General features: G+C 70.6%; 22 protein-coding genes. 11 read left to right on the plus strand and 11 right to left on the minus strand.

What is annotated here, in order from left to right:
* Positions 1 to 107 precede the first annotated feature (107 nt).
* From FB382_RS00005 to FB382_RS00015, 4 genes are all read right to left on the minus strand, one after another.
* Complete coding sequence (locus FB382_RS00005) at positions 108 to 449, minus strand: hypothetical protein (protein WP_182535679.1); 342 nt, start codon at positions 447 to 449, stop codon at positions 108 to 110.
* Between the two features lie 67 nt (positions 450 to 516).
* Entirely contained in the window at positions 517 to 645 is a 129-nt protein-coding gene (locus FB382_RS22440; RefSeq protein WP_281379785.1) for a hypothetical protein, read from the minus strand.
* Positions 642 to 1,043 (minus strand): GIY-YIG nuclease family protein, encoded by a 402-nt coding sequence (locus tag FB382_RS00010; RefSeq protein WP_182535681.1) that lies wholly within the window; start codon positions 1,041 to 1,043, stop codon positions 642 to 644. Before FB382_RS00010 ends, FB382_RS22440 begins: the two co-directional genes overlap by 4 nt.
* Positions 1,044 to 1,155: 112 nt before the next feature.
* Positions 1,156 to 1,428 carry a helix-turn-helix domain-containing protein gene (locus FB382_RS00015; protein WP_182535683.1) on the minus strand — a complete coding sequence of 91 codons (273 nt, stop codon included), beginning with the start codon at positions 1,426 to 1,428 and terminating at the stop codon, positions 1,156 to 1,158.
* Positions 1,429 to 1,627: 199 nt separating this feature from the next.
* Between FB382_RS00015 and FB382_RS00020 the strand changes: the two genes are divergently transcribed.
* Both FB382_RS00020 and FB382_RS23030 read left to right on the plus strand, forming a co-directional pair.
* Positions 1,628 to 1,957, plus strand: a complete 330-nt coding sequence (locus FB382_RS00020) for a helix-turn-helix transcriptional regulator (protein WP_182535685.1) — start codon at positions 1,628 to 1,630, stop codon at positions 1,955 to 1,957.
* A 659-nt stretch (positions 1,958 to 2,616) separates the two neighbouring features.
* Positions 2,617 to 2,733, plus strand: coding sequence for a ribbon-helix-helix protein, CopG family (locus FB382_RS23030; RefSeq protein ID WP_182535687.1), 117 nt, complete (start codon positions 2,617 to 2,619; stop codon positions 2,731 to 2,733).
* Here the strand turns inward: FB382_RS23030 and FB382_RS00030 are convergent.
* Genes FB382_RS00030 through FB382_RS00040 form a run of 3 tightly spaced genes read right to left on the minus strand, consistent with a single transcriptional unit; the run spans position 2,730 to position 5,033 of the window.
* Positions 2,730 to 4,139: a recombinase family protein gene (locus FB382_RS00030; protein WP_182535689.1), complete on the minus strand. Its 1,410-nt coding sequence runs from the start codon at positions 4,137 to 4,139 to the stop codon at positions 2,730 to 2,732. The genes FB382_RS23030 and FB382_RS00030 overlap by 4 nt on opposite strands.
* Positions 4,136 to 4,516: a DUF6221 family protein gene (locus FB382_RS00035; protein WP_182535691.1), complete on the minus strand. Its 381-nt coding sequence runs from the start codon at positions 4,514 to 4,516 to the stop codon at positions 4,136 to 4,138. Before FB382_RS00035 ends, FB382_RS00030 begins: the two co-directional genes overlap by 4 nt.
* Before the next feature lie 34 nt (positions 4,517 to 4,550).
* Complete coding sequence (locus tag FB382_RS00040) at positions 4,551 to 5,033, minus strand: hypothetical protein (protein ID WP_182535694.1); 483 nt, start codon at positions 5,031 to 5,033, stop codon at positions 4,551 to 4,553.
* Positions 5,034 to 5,089: 56 nt separating this feature from the next.
* Here FB382_RS00040 and FB382_RS00045 point away from each other — a divergent pair, with 56 nt between their 5' ends.
* Genes FB382_RS00045 through FB382_RS00060 form a run of 4 tightly spaced genes read left to right on the plus strand, consistent with a single transcriptional unit; the run spans position 5,090 to position 7,861 of the window.
* Positions 5,090 to 5,617, plus strand: a complete 528-nt coding sequence (locus tag FB382_RS00045; protein ID WP_220481201.1) for a hypothetical protein — start codon at positions 5,090 to 5,092, stop codon at positions 5,615 to 5,617.
* Between the two features lie 37 nt (positions 5,618 to 5,654).
* Entirely contained in the window at positions 5,655 to 6,554 is a 900-nt protein-coding gene (locus FB382_RS00050) for a glycoside hydrolase family protein (protein WP_343055424.1), read from the plus strand.
* A gap of 9 nt (positions 6,555 to 6,563) precedes the next feature.
* Complete coding sequence (locus tag FB382_RS00055) at positions 6,564 to 7,448, plus strand: phosphoribosylaminoimidazolesuccinocarboxamide synthase (protein WP_182535696.1); 885 nt, start codon at positions 6,564 to 6,566, stop codon at positions 7,446 to 7,448.
* Positions 7,449 to 7,453: 5 nt separating this feature from the next.
* Complete coding sequence (locus FB382_RS00060; protein ID WP_182535698.1) at positions 7,454 to 7,861, plus strand: SRPBCC family protein; 408 nt, start codon at positions 7,454 to 7,456, stop codon at positions 7,859 to 7,861.
* Here FB382_RS00060 and FB382_RS00065 read toward each other — a convergent pair.
* Entirely contained in the window at positions 7,858 to 8,031 is a 174-nt protein-coding gene (locus tag FB382_RS00065) for a hypothetical protein (RefSeq protein ID WP_182535700.1), read from the minus strand. The two genes, FB382_RS00060 and FB382_RS00065, sit on opposite strands and share 4 nt — an antisense overlap.
* 92 nt (positions 8,032 to 8,123) lie before the next feature.
* On the opposite strand from FB382_RS00065, the gene FB382_RS00070 reads away from it, so the two are divergent.
* Positions 8,124 to 9,701 (plus strand): long-chain-fatty-acid--CoA ligase, encoded by a 1,578-nt coding sequence (locus tag FB382_RS00070; RefSeq protein WP_343055425.1) that lies wholly within the window; start codon positions 8,124 to 8,126, stop codon positions 9,699 to 9,701.
* Between the two features lie 9 nt (positions 9,702 to 9,710).
* On the opposite strand, the gene FB382_RS00075 is transcribed toward FB382_RS00070, so the two are convergent.
* Positions 9,711 to 10,208 carry a YflT domain-containing protein gene (locus tag FB382_RS00075; protein ID WP_343055674.1) on the minus strand — a complete coding sequence of 166 codons (498 nt, stop codon included), beginning with the start codon at positions 10,206 to 10,208 and terminating at the stop codon, positions 9,711 to 9,713.
* Between the two features lie 71 nt (positions 10,209 to 10,279).
* Here FB382_RS00075 and purS point away from each other — a divergent pair, with 71 nt between their 5' ends.
* The 3 genes from purS to FB382_RS00090 are packed head-to-tail and all read left to right on the plus strand — an operon-like array spanning position 10,280 to position 11,663.
* Positions 10,280 to 10,555 carry a phosphoribosylformylglycinamidine synthase subunit PurS gene (purS, locus tag FB382_RS00080; RefSeq protein WP_182535704.1) on the plus strand — a complete coding sequence of 92 codons (276 nt, stop codon included), beginning with the start codon at positions 10,280 to 10,282 and terminating at the stop codon, positions 10,553 to 10,555.
* Positions 10,552 to 11,220, plus strand: a complete 669-nt coding sequence (gene purQ / locus FB382_RS00085) for a phosphoribosylformylglycinamidine synthase subunit PurQ (RefSeq protein WP_182535707.1) — start codon at positions 10,552 to 10,554, stop codon at positions 11,218 to 11,220. The genes purS and purQ overlap by 4 nt, the downstream gene beginning before the upstream one ends.
* Positions 11,217 to 11,663 (plus strand): DUF3817 domain-containing protein, encoded by a 447-nt coding sequence (locus FB382_RS00090; protein ID WP_182535709.1) that lies wholly within the window; start codon positions 11,217 to 11,219, stop codon positions 11,661 to 11,663. Before purQ ends, FB382_RS00090 begins: the two co-directional genes overlap by 4 nt.
* 9 nt (positions 11,664 to 11,672) lie before the next feature.
* Here FB382_RS00090 and FB382_RS00095 read toward each other — a convergent pair whose 3' ends face one another.
* A complete protein-coding gene (locus FB382_RS00095) occupies positions 11,673 to 13,043 on the minus strand; it encodes a glycoside hydrolase domain-containing protein (protein WP_182535711.1) in 1,371 nt (456 codons plus the stop codon).
* Positions 13,044 to 13,698: 655 nt separating this feature from the next.
* On the minus strand, positions 13,699 to 15,165 hold the full coding sequence (locus FB382_RS00100) for an MFS transporter (protein ID WP_182535713.1): 1,467 nt from the start codon (positions 15,163 to 15,165) through the stop codon (positions 13,699 to 13,701).
* A 112-nt stretch (positions 15,166 to 15,277) separates the two neighbouring features.
* Between FB382_RS00100 and FB382_RS00105 the strand changes: the two genes are divergently transcribed.
* Positions 15,278 to 15,829 (plus strand): TetR/AcrR family transcriptional regulator, encoded by a 552-nt coding sequence (locus tag FB382_RS00105; protein ID WP_182535715.1) that lies wholly within the window; start codon positions 15,278 to 15,280, stop codon positions 15,827 to 15,829.
* The last annotated feature ends 12 nt before the right edge of the window (positions 15,830 to 15,841 follow it).

Consider the following 15,841-nt stretch of genomic DNA (forward strand, 5'->3'; position numbering starts at 1 on the left):
GTAGATGTCGCGGATTCCTTCGCCCACGCTCGACCACTCGACGGTCGGGTTCTCGATCTCGCAGAGCGCCGATGCCAGCAACTCGCGCTCGCCGCCGGTGAGGGCGGTCATGCCGACTCGCCGAGAAAGGCGCGGGCGACAGTGAGGGCGTGTCGAGAGAGCGTCTTGGCCGCCTCGACCTTCGTGTAGCCAGCAACGTAAAGGAGGTCGAAGGCCATAACCTCGGAGTCCAGCCAATCGGCCACGGCGAGCGCGACGGTGGGGTGCCACGAGTCCACGAACTCGTTGATCGGGTCGTCATCGTCCCCAGGAAGCGCCGCGGTGATGTCCCACCAGTGGATCTCGTCCATGCCGTCGTGTTCGTCCGATGGATACCAGCGCCGAGCCTCAGCGCGTGAAGCCCGCTCGCGCATCAACGCAGCAGCCCGGCGCAGGATCTCGGCGGTCATCGCTGGGCCGCCGCAACAACGCAGCCACCAAGGAACACCCAGACAGCGACAGTGGCGATGTAGACGCTCATCGGTCGCCGCCCGTCCGGTTCGCCCACGACGTGAACGAACGATCAGCCAGACGCGCCGGAAGGAACGCGACAAAGAACAGACAGCCCACGGCGAGGTCGGCGATGCGCTGGAGGGTGGCGTTCATGCGGCCACCTCGCGATCAGCTCGGGCGGCCAGGTAGCGCTCGAGGCGCTGGGTGGCCGTGACGTGCTCCGGCGACCCCAACTGGTAGAGCCGCATGTTCGACATGGGGCTGTTGAAGTAGGAGCCCTCGGACTCGATTGCATCGCGCTCGAGTCGCATCGCCTCGCTGCGGCGGTACGGGCCCGCGAGGCGGAGCGTGTTGCAGTAGCGGAACCAGTCGGACTCGCGACGGTGGACCGTGAGGCGCTGCTCGACGTTGAGCGAGCATCCGATGTAGAGGAGTCGGCCCGCATCGTCGAAGGCGCGGTAGACGTAGTTCTCCGCGGCCTCGTGGCGCTCGGCCATCGCGTCACAGCGGGCGCGCCACTCGCCCAGCGTCTCGCCCTGGTGGCGGTTCACGCCGCCATCCCCTCAGCCTCGACGCTGGCGAGGATGCGGGCCGCGGACTCGATCTGCTCCTCAGTGAGCGGGGGCCACGTCAAGGCGAGGTGCTCGCCGTACTCGGTGGGGGTCATGCCGTCTCCTCCAACTCAATGGGGCTCGGGTTGGTGATCGCCTTCCAGACGTCGACCTGCACGCGCGGGTGGGACGGGGCGGGGAACGCTGCGGTGAGGGCCGCACAGATCCGACGGGCCGCCTCGGCAGAGGCCGGCTTCCTGTCGGCTTCGATGTTCGAGAGTTGCCCGTGGGACATGCCGCACTTGATGGCGAACTCGCCACCCGGCAGTCGGAGGGCTTCGCGGAGGGCTTTGACGGCCGCTCCGTTGAGGCTTCTTTCATCCATATTGGGGATACTAGAAAAATGCGGAAAGGAAGTCAAGCATCGAGTGGAAAAAAGGGGCGACGGACCAGAAATATGCCATCTGCCTGCGGAAACGTCGCGACACGCGGGCGAACCACAGGGGTGGTTTCTCGCCATTTTGGCGCCGCAAGGCCCCTTCCAGATGTTTGCTTTTCTTTCCAGTCGCACCCACGCTTGGCCCATGGAAACGGTGGGTCAGAGGATCAAGCGACTGCGGGAGCAGAAGCGGTGGACGCAGGGCGATCTCGCTCTGCGCCTCGACGTCACCTCGAAGACGGTCGGCAACTGGGAGAACGGGCGCAATGACCCGCGCAGCTCGATCGGCGCGCTCGAGAAGGTGTTCGGGCAGTCGCTCACCGACGGGCTTGACGCGCCGGCCGAGGAGCGTGACGCGGTCGAGGAGGCCGTGCGTCGGTCCAGGTTGATCGGGTGGCGTCAGAACGACGTCATCACCACATACCAGCGCCACCTGTACGAGCAGGACGAGGCCGAGGGGAGGCGTTCCGGATGACCGTCCCGCCCCCAATGCCACGCCCCTCGTCCAGGCGGCTTAGGAACCAGAGGACGAGGGGCGCTAGGTCCCAGAGTAGCGAAAAAGACCCCCCTCACCCTGCAGGGTGAGGGGGGTCTCGCGTTGTCGTCAGGGGGTCGGATCGTTACGTGTCGAACGGTCACTCTTGGCATGGCACGTTCGGGCGAGATCCTCGCCCCAAACCGTCTACCGGTCGGTAGCTGTCGGCGGCCACTGTTTTACTTCCGACCCGGCCCACTCGGAGGGTTGGGCTAGTGATAGGCAACGGGGAGAATGAACGTGAATGAAGGCTCTGTCCCACTCGGGAAGCTTGCAAAATGGGGACTGACGGCGCTGGTCGCCGCCTTCATGGGGAGTGCTTGGGCGGCCTGGCTGCTCGGCACAGAATCGGCTTGGATGATGCTGGGTCTGACTGGCTGTGTTGCGTCGGCGGCTGCGGCTGTCGCGCACGTCAGGTGCTACGCGGTGCAGACCTGTCGGTTAGTTCGCATGAACGCCGACTCGCTCGCCGAGCTCACTGTACGTGATCCGGTGCGGCCTCTCCGTTAATCGGACACCCATGCGGCCACGTAAATACGGGGACGGCTTTACTCCCTCGCGTGGCGCGCGAGGATTGGGTCCCCATCAGGACCGTGCGCGTGCCGGATGAGTTGTGGGAGGCCGCCCAGCGCGCGGCGTCAGACCGCGGCGAGTCCGTAGCCGAGGTCATCCGCCGCGCGCTGGAGCAGTACGTCCGATCTTGGCCCAGCAACTAGCGCGGGTCGACCACAACCCGCTTGGGGTCGAACAGGCCTGGCGTCTCCGAGGGCATGATGTGGACGCGCTCGACGACGAGGTCCACCAGGGCGCGGCGTCTGCGTAGGTCGCTGGGCCACGAGGCGATGTCCGCAGGGATGGATGGGTGCGCAACGGCACCGAGTTCCCGCAAGAGTGCCTCTTGGCGCTCCTTGGCGCGGTCGATGGCGCGGAGGAGTGTGGCGACGGGGGTGCCGGGTTCGTCGAGTTGCCGCTTGAGTTCGGCGATGCGCAACTCGAGCTCGGCTACTTCGTGGCGCTTGGGGCCTGGCTCACTGCGGAGTCCATCGAGTCGAGCGCGCACACTGGGGTCGGCTAGCAGCTTCCGCGCCAAGGCCTCGACGACTTCCTCGACGGGTTCGGCTTGCACGGATAGTTTCCCACAGCCTTTCGCGCCGGGGGTGTGGTCGCAGCGGTAGGTGCGGGACAGGACGCCCTTGCGTTTGGTCATCCGTGAGCCGGTTACCATGCGTGCGCCGCAGTGGCAGTAGACGAGGCCGGGGAGGAGTGCGACCCGCGGCGGGGTTGGTCGAGTGTCGGCGCGCGCGGTGAGGGTGGCGCGGACGCCCTCCCAGGTGGCGTCGTCGAGGATCGGCTTCCATTGACCCTTGCCGACGATGTCGATGACGCGGCGGCCGACTCGCTCGCCCTTGCTGTTTACTCTCTCCTCGCGGCGGCCGAGGGTGGCGAATCCGGCGATGCGGGGATTCAGTAGCAGCCTGCGGAGGGACTGGGTTGACCAGGTGTTGCCCTCGGTGGTGAGGATGCCGCGTTCATTGAGTTCCCTGGCGAGGCTGTTCATGGATCGGCCGTCGAGGATTTCGGCGGCCATCCAGCGGACGTGCTCGGCCTCGGGCTCGTTGATGGCGGTGTCACGCTCGTAGCCGAAGAGGCGAGACCGGGAGAAGGGTGCGGCGCCAGCCTCGCGACGCTGTCTGATGCTGCGCTTCCAGCGGTCGGACTTGGCCTCGCCCTCGTAGGTGGCGACTTGTGCGAGTAGCCCGGCGACGAGGCGGCCGGTTGGGGTGGTGAGGTCGATGGTGCCGGCCTTGACGGTGGCGATCTGGACGTTGTTGCGCTTGCAGACGTCTACGAGTTCGCCGAGGTCTGTGGCTTTGCGGTACATGCGGTCGGCGTGCCAGGCGACGATGCCTTCGATGTGGCCGGCGTCGCAGTCGGCGAGCATCCGACGGTAGGCGGGGCGCGGCTTGCTGCTCATGGCGCTGATGTCGTTGTCGGTGTAGACCTCGACGACTTCCCAGCCGAGTTGCTCGGCGAGTGCGGCGCAGTCCTCGAGTTGGCGGGAGACGCCGAGCCCTTCGCCAGTGTTGTCCTGCGAGATGCGGCAGTAGATGGCGACCTTCACGGGCGCCACTCGTCGCGGTAGTCCGGGTGGTCCGTGTAGATGGTGGTGGCCAGGGCGCGAAGAGTCGGGCATGGATAGGGGGTGTCCTCGCCGTCGTGCTCTACGCATCGCAAGCACCATTCGGTCCCCTCGGGGTTCCGGTGCTCCTCAATGATCTGCCGCTTGGCCTCGCACTCGGCCAGCACACGGGCGGGCGACCAGTTGGCCGCGTGGCGAGCGTCGCGCTTGCGGTCGAGGTACAGCAGCGGATCAAGGTCGCGGTCCGCAGCGACAACGGCCTCCTCTTCGGGAACCCAGCGTTGCCCGTCGTAGTGGGCCTCGCGCGCCACACTCTCGTCCTCGGCGATCCGGTCCAGCAGGAACTCGGTCAGCGTCATGTCATCCCCCACCGCAAGATTTGCGGTCTGCGAGTCAGGCCGCGACTACGTGCAATCCATCATACCAAGTGTGCAGGTGCTCGGCCCCGTCGCCCCACTTGTCGACGTGGACGCGCGCGATGTGCGGCAGGTTGCCCATGATCCGGTGCAGCCAGACCTGGAGCCTGCCGTACTCCGCGGCCATCGCGTCGTCGAGGTCGGTGAGGTCGAGGTGCTCCTTGGGCTGCAGGAACAGCAGGAGCGGCAGCCCACCCCGCTCGCGGGGGTGCGTGACGACCCAGCGCTCGTTCTCCCAGATCACCCCGCTGAACCCGGCGCAGGCGTGGCAGCCCTCGCCGCCCTCGCCCTGCCGGGGCTTCTCCGGGGCGGGCCGGGCGAGGCGCTTGGGTGCGATGGCGCCGTCGACCACCTCCCAGGGGAAGACGTCCCACTCGCCCATCGAGGGCATCGGCAGGCGGCCGTCCTCACCGACGGCGGCGACGACTCGGGCGTGGATCTCCTCGGCACTCTCCGGCATGGCCTCACTCTGCCAGCCGGATGTTTCAGGATCCGTCCCCGGGGGAGTGAGGTGGCATGACCACTCTCTCGGGAACCACCCACCGTCCCTCCTCCCACACCCGGCTCGGCCGGACCGGCACCGGCCTCGCCGCGCTGGGCCTGGCCGCCGCCGGCACCCTCGGCCTCGCCGGCGCCGCCTCGGCCGTGACCCAGGCCAGCGCAGAGTCGCAGTTCAGCGCCGCCAGCATCACCTGGAGCTCGTCGGGCAACTGCACGACGCGCAGCATCTCGACCTGCACGTCCTTCGACGGGATCCGCCAGGCCACCATCGACGGCGCCAGGACGCTCAAGGGCGCCAGCGGCTGTGCCCTCAACATCACCGGCGGCACGGAGGTCGGCCACGCGTCGGGCACCTACAGCCACTACAACGGCTACAAGCTGGACTTCACGCACACGACCTGCCTGACCAGCTGGGTGCACAACACCTACACCTACATCGGGCTGCGCGGCGACGGTGCGCCGCAGTACCAGGCGGCCTCGGGCAACATCTACGCCGACGAGGGCAGCCACTGGGACGTCACCTACTACACCTGCGGCTGCTGACGCCCCGGGTGACTCCGGCCTGACTACGGTGGGGGGCGTGGCCCTGCCCGCGCTCCCCACCCTCGCCCCCTCCGTCGAGGACTTCGACGACAGCGTCGCCCTCGTCGTGCCCGCGCCCGGGCCCGGCCCGGGCAACTGGTCCGGTGCCGCCTCCGCGCTGCTGGTCGACGGCACCTTCTGGCTCACCTACCGCGTACGCCGGCCGCTCACCGACGGCCGCGGAGTGACCGTGGTCGTGGCCCGGTCGCAGGACGGCGTCGCGTTCGAGACGGTCGCCGAGGTGCACCGCGACGCCTTCGGCGCAGAGTCCTTCGAGAAGCCGGTGCTGGTGCCGGTGCCGGGCGGCTGGCGGCTCTACCTCTCGTGCGCCACGCCGGACAGCAAGCACTGGTGGGTCGACAGCCTCACCGCCGGCACGGTCGAGGGCCTGCCGGCCGGTGAGCGGCGGGTCGTGCACCCGGGGTCGGACCTGGTCGGCGTCAAGGACCCGGTGGTCACGCACGGGCCGGGCGGTTGGGAGATGTGGCTGTGCTGCCACCCCCTGGACCTGCCCGGGCACGAGGACCGGATGACCACGCGCCGGCTCTCCTCGGCCGACGGCCTGACGTGGCAGGACCACGGCGAGGTGCTCGCCGGCACGCCGGGCGAGTGGGACGCCCGCGGGGCGCGGGTGTCGACGGCGCTCGGCGACGGCTGGTTCCTCTACGACGGCCGCCCGGACGCCGCCTCCAACTGGTACGAGACGACCGGGCTCGCGCGCTGGGACGGCACCCGGCTGGTGCCGGACCGGACCGTCGGACCGCTGCGGTCGCCGTACTCCGACGGGGCGCTGCGCTATGCCAGCGCCGTGCCGTTGCCCGACGGGCGGACCCGCTTCTTCGTCGAGGCGTCTCGGCCCGACGGCGCTCACGACCTCGTGACGATGCTCCGCCCGTAGGCTGCCCCCGTGGCCGACATCAACATCCCCGACGCCCCCGTGCTCGAGGGCGCGACCCACCTCCACTCCGGCAAGGTGCGCGACCTCTACGAGCTCCCCGACGGCCATCTGCTGATGGTGGCCAGCGACCGGATCTCGATCTTCGACTTCGTGCTCGACAGCACCATCCCCGACAAGGGCGAGATCCTCACCCGGATGTCGCTGTGGTGGTTCGACCAGCTCGCCGACCTCGTGCCGAACCACGTGGTCTCGACCGACGTCCCCGACGCGGTCCGCGGCCGCGCGGTCGTCTGCGAGCGGCTCGACATGTTCCCCGTCGAGTGCGTGGCCCGCGGCTACCTCACCGGCTCCGGCCTGCTCGACTACCGGGCCACCGGCGAGGTCTGCGGCATCGCCCTGCCGCCGGGTCTCGTGGACGGCTCCCGGCTGCCCGGTCCCGTGTTCACGCCGGCGACGAAGGCCGAGCTCGGCGAGCACGACGAGAACGTCTCCTACGACGCCGTCGCGCGCACCATCGGCGAGGCGGACGCGGCCGCGCTGCGCGACCTCACGATGGCCGTCTACGGCCGGGCCGAGTCGATCGCCCGCGAGCGCGGCATCATCCTGGCCGACACGAAGCTGGAGTTCGGCCGTCGCGCCGACGGCGTCACGGTCCTCGGCGACGAGGTGCTGACGCCCGACTCGTCACGCTTCTGGCCCGCGGCCGAGTGGCAGCCGGGTCGCACGCAGCCGTCCTACGACAAGCAGATCGTGCGCGACTGGGCGCTCTCGCCGGCCTCCGGCTGGGACCGCGCCTCGGGCGAGGCCCCGCCGCCGCTGCCGCCCGAGGTGGTCGAGCGCACCCGGTCCCGCTACGTCGAGGCCTACGAGCTGCTCACCGGGCTGCGCTGGTAGCCGTCGTGGACGTCGCGTTCCCGGTGTCGTCCGAGGCTGCCTTCGACTACCTCGTCGACCCGGTCCACCGGCCCGAGTGGCAGTCGTCGCTGCGGCGCGTCGAGGACGTCGACGGCGAGCCGCGGGTCGGCCAGACCTGGACCGACGTGACGGTGCCCGGCCTGCGCCCGGCGATGGAGACGACCGTCCTCGAGCGGCCACGACGGTGGTCCGAGCGCGGCACCTGGCGCGGCGTCACCGCCACCCTGACGCTGACGTTCGCCGACGCTCCCGGCGGCTGCACCGTGCACGCGGACTTCGCGGTCACCGGTCGCGGGCCGCTCGGCCCGGCGCTACGCCTGCTGACGGTCGCGTCGCGACCCGCCGTCCGCGCCGACCTGCGGCGGGCTGCGGCGATCCTGGCGAAGGGCTAGGCGCGGCGGGCACCGAGGCGGTGGTGCGTGGGGATGGGCGCCTCGCCCAGGGCCCCGATGTGACCGGTGCGGTAGGGCATCACGAGCGGGTCGTGCTCGTGCCGCCGGAGGGAGATCCGACCCAGGACCACGAGGGAGAGGGCGATCAGCCCGAGCATCAGCCACACCATGTCCGGCACGGTACGCCTCCGCGGGCGTCCTGTCAGCGGACGCGGCTGCAGGTGTTCGGGGCCCTGAGTAGGTTGGCCCCACCGATCCCGACGTGACGGAGGCCACCGTGAGCACCACGGCGTACAACCTGGCAACCCTGCTCGAGCACAGCGCCGAGACCTACCCCGACCGCGAGGCCATCGTCCTCGGGGACACCCGGCTGACCTACGCCCAGGTCAACCGCGCGGCCAACCAGGTCGCCAACCTGCTGGTCGAGCGCGGCATCGAGCACGGCGACAAGGTCGCGCTGAGCTGCGCCAACCTGCCCTACTTCACGATCGCCTACTACGGCATCCTCAAGGCCGGTGCGACCGTCGTCCCGCTCAACGTGCTGCTCAAGGCGCGCGAGGTGGCCTACCACCTCGGCGACGCCGAGGCGAAGGCCTACCTCTGCTTCGAGGGCACCGCGGAGCTGCCGATCGGGCGGGAGGGGTACGCCGGCTTCCAGCAGGCCGAGAACTGCGACTCCTTCTTCCTCATCACCGTCGACCCGGCCGCGGCGTCGCCGATCGAGGGCGCCGAGACGTTCGGCAGCGCGCTGGCCGGCAAGCCCACCACGTTCGACACCGTCGCCACCGACGAGGACGACACCGCCGTCATCCTCTACACCTCGGGCACCACCGGCCAGCCCAAGGGCGCGGAGCTGCGGCACCGCAACATGCGCGACAACGCGCTCGCCGGCCGCGACCTGTTCGGCGCCGACGCCGAGCACCCCGACACCTACCTCTGCGTGCTGCCGCTCTTCCACTCCTTCGGGCAGACCGTCATCCAGAACGGCGCCTTCGCCTTCGGTGGCACCGTCGTGATGCTGCCGCGCTTCGACGCCCAGCAGGCGCTGGCCGCCATGGGCAAGGAGGAGGTGACCTTCTTCGCGGGCGTCCCGACGATGTACTGGGGCCTGCTCGGCGCGCTGGACGCCTCGGTCGACGTGGACCGGCTGGCCCGCAACCTGCGGATCGCCGCCGCCGGCGGCTCGGCCCTGCCGGTGGAGGTGCACAAGGACTTCCAGAAGAAGTTCGGGGTGACCATCCTGGAGGGCTACGGCCTCTCCGAGACCTCCCCGGTCGCGAGCTTCTCCCCGCACGGCGAGCCGGTGCGGGTCGGCTCGATCGGCCACCCCATCCCCGGCGTCGAGATGAAGCTGCTCCAGGCCGACAGCTGGGACGAGGCACCCGAGGGCGAGGTCGGCGAGATCGCGATCAAGGGCCACAACATCATGAAGGGCTACTACAACCGGCCCGACGCCACCGACGAGGCGATCCGCGACGGGTGGTTCCGCAGCGGCGACCTGGGCCGGCGCGACGAAGACGGCTGGTACTACATCGTCGACCGGTCCAAGGACATGATCATCCGCGGCGGCTACAACGTGTACCCGCGCGAGATCGAGGAGGTCCTGCTGACCCACCCCGACGTGTCGCTCGCCGCGGTGATCGGCGTGCCCCACGAGAGCCACGGCGAGGAGATCAAGGCCGTCGTGATCCGCAACCCGGGCGCCACCGTGACCGAGGAGGAGCTGGTGGCGTGGGGGAAGGAGCAGATGGCCTCCTACAAGTACCCCCGCATCGTGCAGTTCGTCGACGCCCTCCCGATGACCGCGACCGGCAAGATCCTCAAGCGCGAGCTGGCCTGACCGGCCGGTTCAGGCGAACGGGTCGGGCAACGAGCCCGGCAGCCCGGCGAGCAGCTCGCGCGCCCGGGCTGCCGACTTGTGCTCGACCAGCACCTCGTAGCGGGTCGCGACGACCTGCGTGACCGAGGAGAAGTCGCGCTGCCCGCGGGTCGCGGCATAGCCGACGAGCGCCCAGACGAGCCCGAAGAGGGCGCCGAACAGGACGGTCGAGAGGATCGTCGCCAGCCCGTTGCCATCGGTGAAGAGGGTGAAGACCAGACCCACGAACAGGCCCAGCCACAGCCCCGACAGGGCGCCGCCGGCGGCGACCCGGCCGGTGGTCAGACGCCCGGTGATCCGCTCGATCCGCTTCAGGTCGGTGCCGACGATCATGCACTGCTCGACCGGGAACTTGTTGTCGGAGAGGTAGTCGACGGTGCGCTGGGCGGCCGCGTAGTCGTCGTACACCGCGAGGGACTGGGGGAACTCCAGCCGCAGCGCGGCGGGGCCCGGGAGTCCGGAGGGGATGCTCATGCATCCAGTGTGACCGAACCTCCGTAGGATGAGGTCGCACCTGCCCCCGCACCCAGGAGCCACCCGTGCCCCGAGTCGTCGTCGACGTCATGCCCAAGCCCGAGATCCTCGACCCCCAGGGCAAGGCCGTGCTCGGCGCGCTGCCGCGCCTCGGCTTCTCCGGGGTCACCGAGGTCCGCCAGGGCAAGCGCTTCGAGCTGGAGATCGCCGGTGAGCTGACCGACGAGGTCCTCGAGCAGGTCCGCCAGATGGCCGAGACCCTCCTGTCCAACCCGGTCATCGAGGACTTCACCGTCTCCGTCGAGACCCCTGCCGGGACCCCCGCCGGGACCGTCGCGTGAAGGTCGGGGTCGTCACCTTCCCGGGCTCGCTCGACGACGTCGACGCGCAGCGCGCGGTCCGGATCGGCGGCAACGAGGCGGTCGCGCTGTGGCACGGCGACCACGACCTCCGGGGTGTCGACGCAGTGGTGCTGCCCGGGGGCTTCTCCTACGGCGACTACCTCCGCTGCGGTGCGATCTCCCGCTTCTCCCCGGTCATGGCCGAGGTGATCGAGGCGGCCGGCAAGGGCATGCCCGTGCTCGGCATCTGCAACGGCTTCCAGATCCTGTGCGAGTCGCACCTGCTGCCCGGCGCGCTGATCCGCAACGACCACCGCAAGTTCGTCTGCCGCGACCAGCTGCTGCGCATCGAGAACACCTCCACGCCGTGGACGTCGTCGTACGCCGAGGGCGCGGAGATCACCGTGGTGCTCAAGAACGGCGAGGGCGGCTTCGTCGCGGACACCGAGACCCTCGACCGGCTCGAGGGCGAGGGCCGGGTCGTCGCCCGCTACCTCGAGGTCAACCCCAACGGCTCGATGCGCGACATCGCCGGCATCACCAACGACCGCGGCAACGTCGTCGGCCTGATGCCGCACCCCGAGCACGCCGTCGAGGACCTCACCGGGGCCGGCACCCAGGGCCTCGGCTTCTTCACCAGCCTGACGGAGGCCGTCTTCTCGTGACCCCGCTCCACCTCTTCCGCCGCGTCGCCGTGGCGGAGGCCATCACCTGGGCGCTGCTGCTGTTCGGGATGACCCTCAAGTACTCCGGTGTCACCGAGATCGGGGTCCGCGTCTTCGGCATGGTCCACGGCGTCGTCTTCATCTCCTACTGCCTCGTGACGGTGCTGGTCGGCGTCGACCAGCGCTGGTCGCGCGGCCGCGTCCTGCTCGGCCTGGCCTGCTCGGTGCCGCCCTTCATGACCGTCTGGTTCGACCGCTTCGCCGAGAAGCGCGGCGCCCTGGGCGACACGTGGCGCCTCGTCACGTCCGGGCCGGTCTCGGCACTCGACCGTCCCGTTGCCTGGCTGCTGCGCAACCCGGCCCGCGGCGCGGTCGCCGGCCTCGTCGCGGTCGCGGCGCTCACGGTGCTGGCGCTGCTGATGGGTCCGCCGGCCTCGAGCTGACCCCTCGGCTCAGCGGGCGCCGGCCGCCAGGCCCGCCCACGACTCGGCGTTGGCCACGCCGGACGTCTCGAAGCCCACGCGGGACTGCCACGACTTGAGCGCCACGGTGGTCGCCGCGTCGAAGACGCCGGTCGCGTTGAGCTCGGTCTGCGGGTTGGCGGCGTTGAGGGTGCGCTGGAGCCGGCGTACGGCGGGACCGGCGGAGCCGTACTTCAGCACCGGCTGCGTGCCGGCGATGAGCAGCGACATCCAGTTGGACTTGGTCCAGCGGTCGGCGACCTTGAAGCCGTGCGCGCCCTGCCACTGGTGCACGGCCGTGACGACGGCGGGTGAGTAGACGCCGTCGAGCTTGCCCTTGTACAGGCCCTGCTCGGTGAGCAGGCACTGCAGCGCCTTCACCTTGACCGGCAGCTTGATGCCCGGCTGGAGCACCTCGTACTTGTAGAAGGCGATCTTGGTGCCGTTGCAGTGCGTCTCGGGGTCGGCGTACGAGCCCTTGCCGAGGTCGAGGAAGTTGCGGTCGATGTTGATCCGCACGCGACCCCACGTCTCGTCGTGGCCGCCCTGGTACTGCTTCACCCGGGCGTGCGGCTGCCAGCCGTCGCTGCGGACGTAGGACGTGGACGTGTTGGCGTGGCCGTCCCAGCGGGCGATCCAGATCGTGTCGGGGAGGTCGAACGTGCCGGGGCGGTTGACGCGGGCGTCGTCGAGCATCTTGATGCCCGAGCCGGCGCTGGAGTAGACGCCGGAGACGTAGCCGAGGGCGTGGATCTTCGTCGTCCAGGCCGAGAGGAACGCCAGCGCCGACTCACGGCAGTTGATGTTGCCGAGGTCGAAGCCCTCGAGGTCGTACCAGAGCGTGCTGCCCGCGACGATGCCGAGCGCCTTGGCGTCCGAGACGGTCGTGCTGGCCTCGTCCGTGCCCATCGTGCGGGCGAGGGAGTACTTGCCGTACTTGCCGGGCTTGGGGTTGATCGTCGGGTCGTCGCCGTAGCGCGGGAAGCGGGGCTGGCAGGAGGCCTGCGGGCCGAGGGTGATCGGCAGCAGCCGCCAGCCGTTGGCCAGCTGGGTGCTCACCCAGGACGGCGTCAGGTTGGGCTGGCTGCGGCAGGCGCGGGACTTGCCGGAGATGTAGATGCCCACCGCCAGGAACGGCGAGTGGTTGAGCCAGCGGTTCATCTCCCACTGCTTGGGCGCCAGGCACTGGTCGAAGCCGTAGCCGGTGAAGTCGCCGGGCGTCACGACGTTGCCGTCGGCGCGCGCGGGCGTGGTCAGGGCGCCGGTCGTCAGCACCAGGGCGAGGGTGGTGAGGAGGGCGACCACCCCGCTCGCGAGGGTGCGGAGGATCCGGGGGGCGGTCCGGCTGGCGAGGCGCTGCATGGGGGTACTCCAGGTGGCGAGGGACCGCTCCGAGGCGGGTCTTTCGTCAGGGGGCTCCGACGACCATAACCTCACAAGTCACACCCGTAACAGGAGTCGCGGGAACTACAGATCTGTAATTCGGTACGCCGGGGCGCCCGCGCGCGTGGCCGACCGTCTCCCGGCGTCAAGGGTTCCCTTCGGCGGCTTCGCCGCCCTTGACTCCGGGACCCGGACGGTCGGCCGGCGGCGCGCTTGTCGGCACGGGCTTCGCCCGCGCCGCCCGCATGCGCGGGCGCCCCTGGCGGGGGGAGCGGTGGGCCGTGAACCCATTCCCTGCCCGGTTCGGTTCATGGGTCACCGTCGGGTCGGCCGGGCGGTGAGTGGTGAACCGTTTCCAGGTCGGGTTCGGTTGAGGGCTCACCGCTGGGCCGTGGGGGGGGGTGCGCCTGGGGCGGGGCGGCGGACCGAGCGCAGCGAGGGCCGGCCGCCCGACCGCCGCCTGAAGCCGATCGCGCGAGGCTCGGGGTCAAGGACGCCGAAGGCGCCGCGAAGCGGGCGAAGCTCCTTGAGGCCGAGACGCGATCGGCTACGTGGCGCGCCCCCGCAGACGCCGACGGCCCGGCCGGAAGAGCTCCGGACGGGCCGTCGTACGACACGGGGTGTGGCCAGCGGGTCAGGCCGCGTCGGCCATCGCCAGCGACTCGGCCGGATCAGTCGGCGCGACCGCCTCGGCCGGGCGCCGCGCCGGCCGCAGCACGACGGTGCTGACGACGAGGGCGAGGGCCGCGAAGGTGGCCGAGGTGAGGAACGCCGCCTGCAGGCCGGGGACGAAGGCGCCGGGCACGGCGCCCGCGGCGTACACCGAGACGATCACGGCGACCCCGATGGCCGAGCCGAGCTGCTGCGTGGTCTGCAGCAGGCCCGAGGCCGACCCGGCGTGCTCGGGCTCGACGCCGCCGAGCACGGTCGCGGTGATCGGCATGAAGACGAAGCCGGTCGCCAGGCCCGCGATCAGCATCGGCCCGAAGACCGCGCCGAGGTAGGTGTCGGTGGTGCCGATGCCGCTCAGCCAGGCGTAGCCGACGACGAGCGCGGCGGTGCCGATCATCATCATCGTGCGCGGGCCGAGGCGGCCGATCAGCCACGGCGTGACCCGCGACATCGCGAAGATGCCGAGGCTGAAGGGCAGGAAGGCGAAGCCGGACGCGAGCGGGCCGAAGCCGAGCACGCGCTGGACGTACTGCACGACCAGGAAGAACATCGACAGGTTGGCGCCGATCACCAGTGCCATCACGGCCAGCGCGCCGACCCGGCGACGGTTGCGGACGAGGTGCGGCTGCACCAGCGGGTGCGGGTGCCGCGCCTCGGTGCGGGCAAGGACGGCGAGCAGGGCGAGGCCGAGCGCGAAGCCGCCGAGCGTGCGGGCGGAGGTCCAGCCGTGCTCGGGGGTGCCGATCAGCGCCCACACCAGCGACACGGCCCCGAGCGTTGCGGTCGCGGCACCGACCAGGTCGAACCGGCCGGTCCGGCGCGGCGTCTCGTCGACGAACCGGCGGGCCAGCAGCACGACGGCGATGCCGAGCGGCACGTTGATGAAGAGCGTCCAGCGCCAGGAGCCGACGTCCGTCAGGAGGCCGCCGAGGATCAGGCCGATCGAGGCGCCGCCGGACGAGACGGCGCCGAAGAGCGCGAAGGCCCGGTTGCGGGCGGCCTCGTCGGGGGCGCTGGTGGTGAGCAGGGCCAGCACGCTCGGGGCCGCCAGGGCCGCGCCGACGCCCTGGAGCGCACGGGCGGCGACCAGCTGGCCCGGGGTCTGGGCGAGCCCGCCGAGCAGGGAGGACACGGTGAAGAGCGTCAGGCCGATCTCGAAGAGACGGAGCCGGCCGCGGACGTCGCCGAGGCGTCCGCCGAGCAGCAGCAGCCCGCCGAAGGCGAGCGTGTAGGAGTTGAGCACCCACGACAGCGACGCGGGGCCGAAGCCGAGGTCGGTGTCGATGCGGGGGAGGGCGACGTTCACGACGGTCGCGTCGAGCACGAGCATGAGCTGGGCGACGAGCACGATCGCCACACCCGTCGCCGCGCGGCCGGCGTTGGCCGGCAGCTCGGTGGGCAGGCCCGGCGAGGAGGTGGTGGAAGACATGAGGCGGTTGTCCTGTTCTGGCCGTTGCGGCCGACGTAGACTTAGCGGAGAATGACTCCGGTTCTGGGGTCAACCATACGGAGACCGTCTCCGTTTAGCAAGGGGTGAGTGAATGCGCGCCGATGCACAGCGCAATCGGGACCGCATCGTCGAGGTCGCGAGGGACGTCTTCCGCGAGCAGGGGTACGACGCGTCGCTCGACGAGGTCGCCAAGCGGGCCGGCGTCGGCGCGGGCACGCTCTACCGGCACTTCCCCCAGCGCGAGAACCTCCTCGACGCGATCATGCAGAGCTGGGTCGACCGGGTGCACGACGCCGCCGACAAGGCGGTGACCCGCGAGGGGACGCCGCGGGAGCAGCTGCTCGCCTGGTTCGAGACCTACGTCGGGCTGATCTCGGTCCACAAGGGCGGCCCCGCCAAGATCACCAGCGCGATGGGGCACGAGGAGTCCCCGATCCGCACCAAGTGCCAGACCCTCGCCGCGGCCAACGACCGGGTCCTCGACCACCTCCGCGAGGCCGGTGCGCTGCGGCCCGACGTCGACTCCGTGCAGATGTGCCGGCTGGTCGGCGGGGTCGCCACGGTGGCCGACCAGGGCGAGCTCGACGCGGCCGTCGTACGCCCGCTCCTCGAGGTCGTCGCCGACGGCGTCCTGGCCCAGTAGTCGCCGGAGCGT

Source organism: Nocardioides ginsengisegetis (assembly GCF_014138045.1).
Classification (GTDB): Bacteria; Actinomycetota; Actinomycetes; order Propionibacteriales; family Nocardioidaceae; genus Nocardioides; species Nocardioides ginsengisegetis.

Bases quoted from the DNA above. Each gene is read 5' to 3' on its own strand.
- FB382_RS00095 (WP_182535711.1), bottom strand. From the start codon at position 13,043: ATGCAGCGCCTCGCCAGCCGGACCGCCCCCCGGATCCTCCGCACCCTC.
- FB382_RS00020 (WP_182535685.1), top strand. From the start codon at position 1,628: ATGGAAACGGTGGGTCAGAGGATCAAGCGACTGCGGGAGCAGAAGCGG.
- FB382_RS22440 (WP_281379785.1), bottom strand. From the start codon at position 645: ATGAACGCCACCCTCCAGCGCATCGCCGACCTCGCCGTGGGCTGTCTG.
- FB382_RS00100 (WP_182535713.1), bottom strand. From the start codon at position 15,165: ATGTCTTCCACCACCTCCTCGCCGGGCCTGCCCACCGAGCTGCCGGCC.
- FB382_RS00065 (WP_182535700.1), bottom strand. From the start codon at position 8,031: ATGGTGTGGCTGATGCTCGGGCTGATCGCCCTCTCCCTCGTGGTCCTG.
- FB382_RS00005 (WP_182535679.1), bottom strand. From the start codon at position 449: ATGACCGCCGAGATCCTGCGCCGGGCTGCTGCGTTGATGCGCGAGCGG.
- FB382_RS00040 (WP_182535694.1), bottom strand. From the start codon at position 5,033: ATGCCGGAGAGTGCCGAGGAGATCCACGCCCGAGTCGTCGCCGCCGTC.
- FB382_RS00045 (WP_220481201.1), top strand. From the start codon at position 5,090: ATGACCACTCTCTCGGGAACCACCCACCGTCCCTCCTCCCACACCCGG.
- FB382_RS00035 (WP_182535691.1), bottom strand. From the start codon at position 4,516: ATGACGCTGACCGAGTTCCTGCTGGACCGGATCGCCGAGGACGAGAGT.
- FB382_RS00015 (WP_182535683.1), bottom strand. From the start codon at position 1,428: ATGGATGAAAGAAGCCTCAACGGAGCGGCCGTCAAAGCCCTCCGCGAA.
- FB382_RS00105 (WP_182535715.1), top strand. From the start codon at position 15,278: ATGCGCGCCGATGCACAGCGCAATCGGGACCGCATCGTCGAGGTCGCG.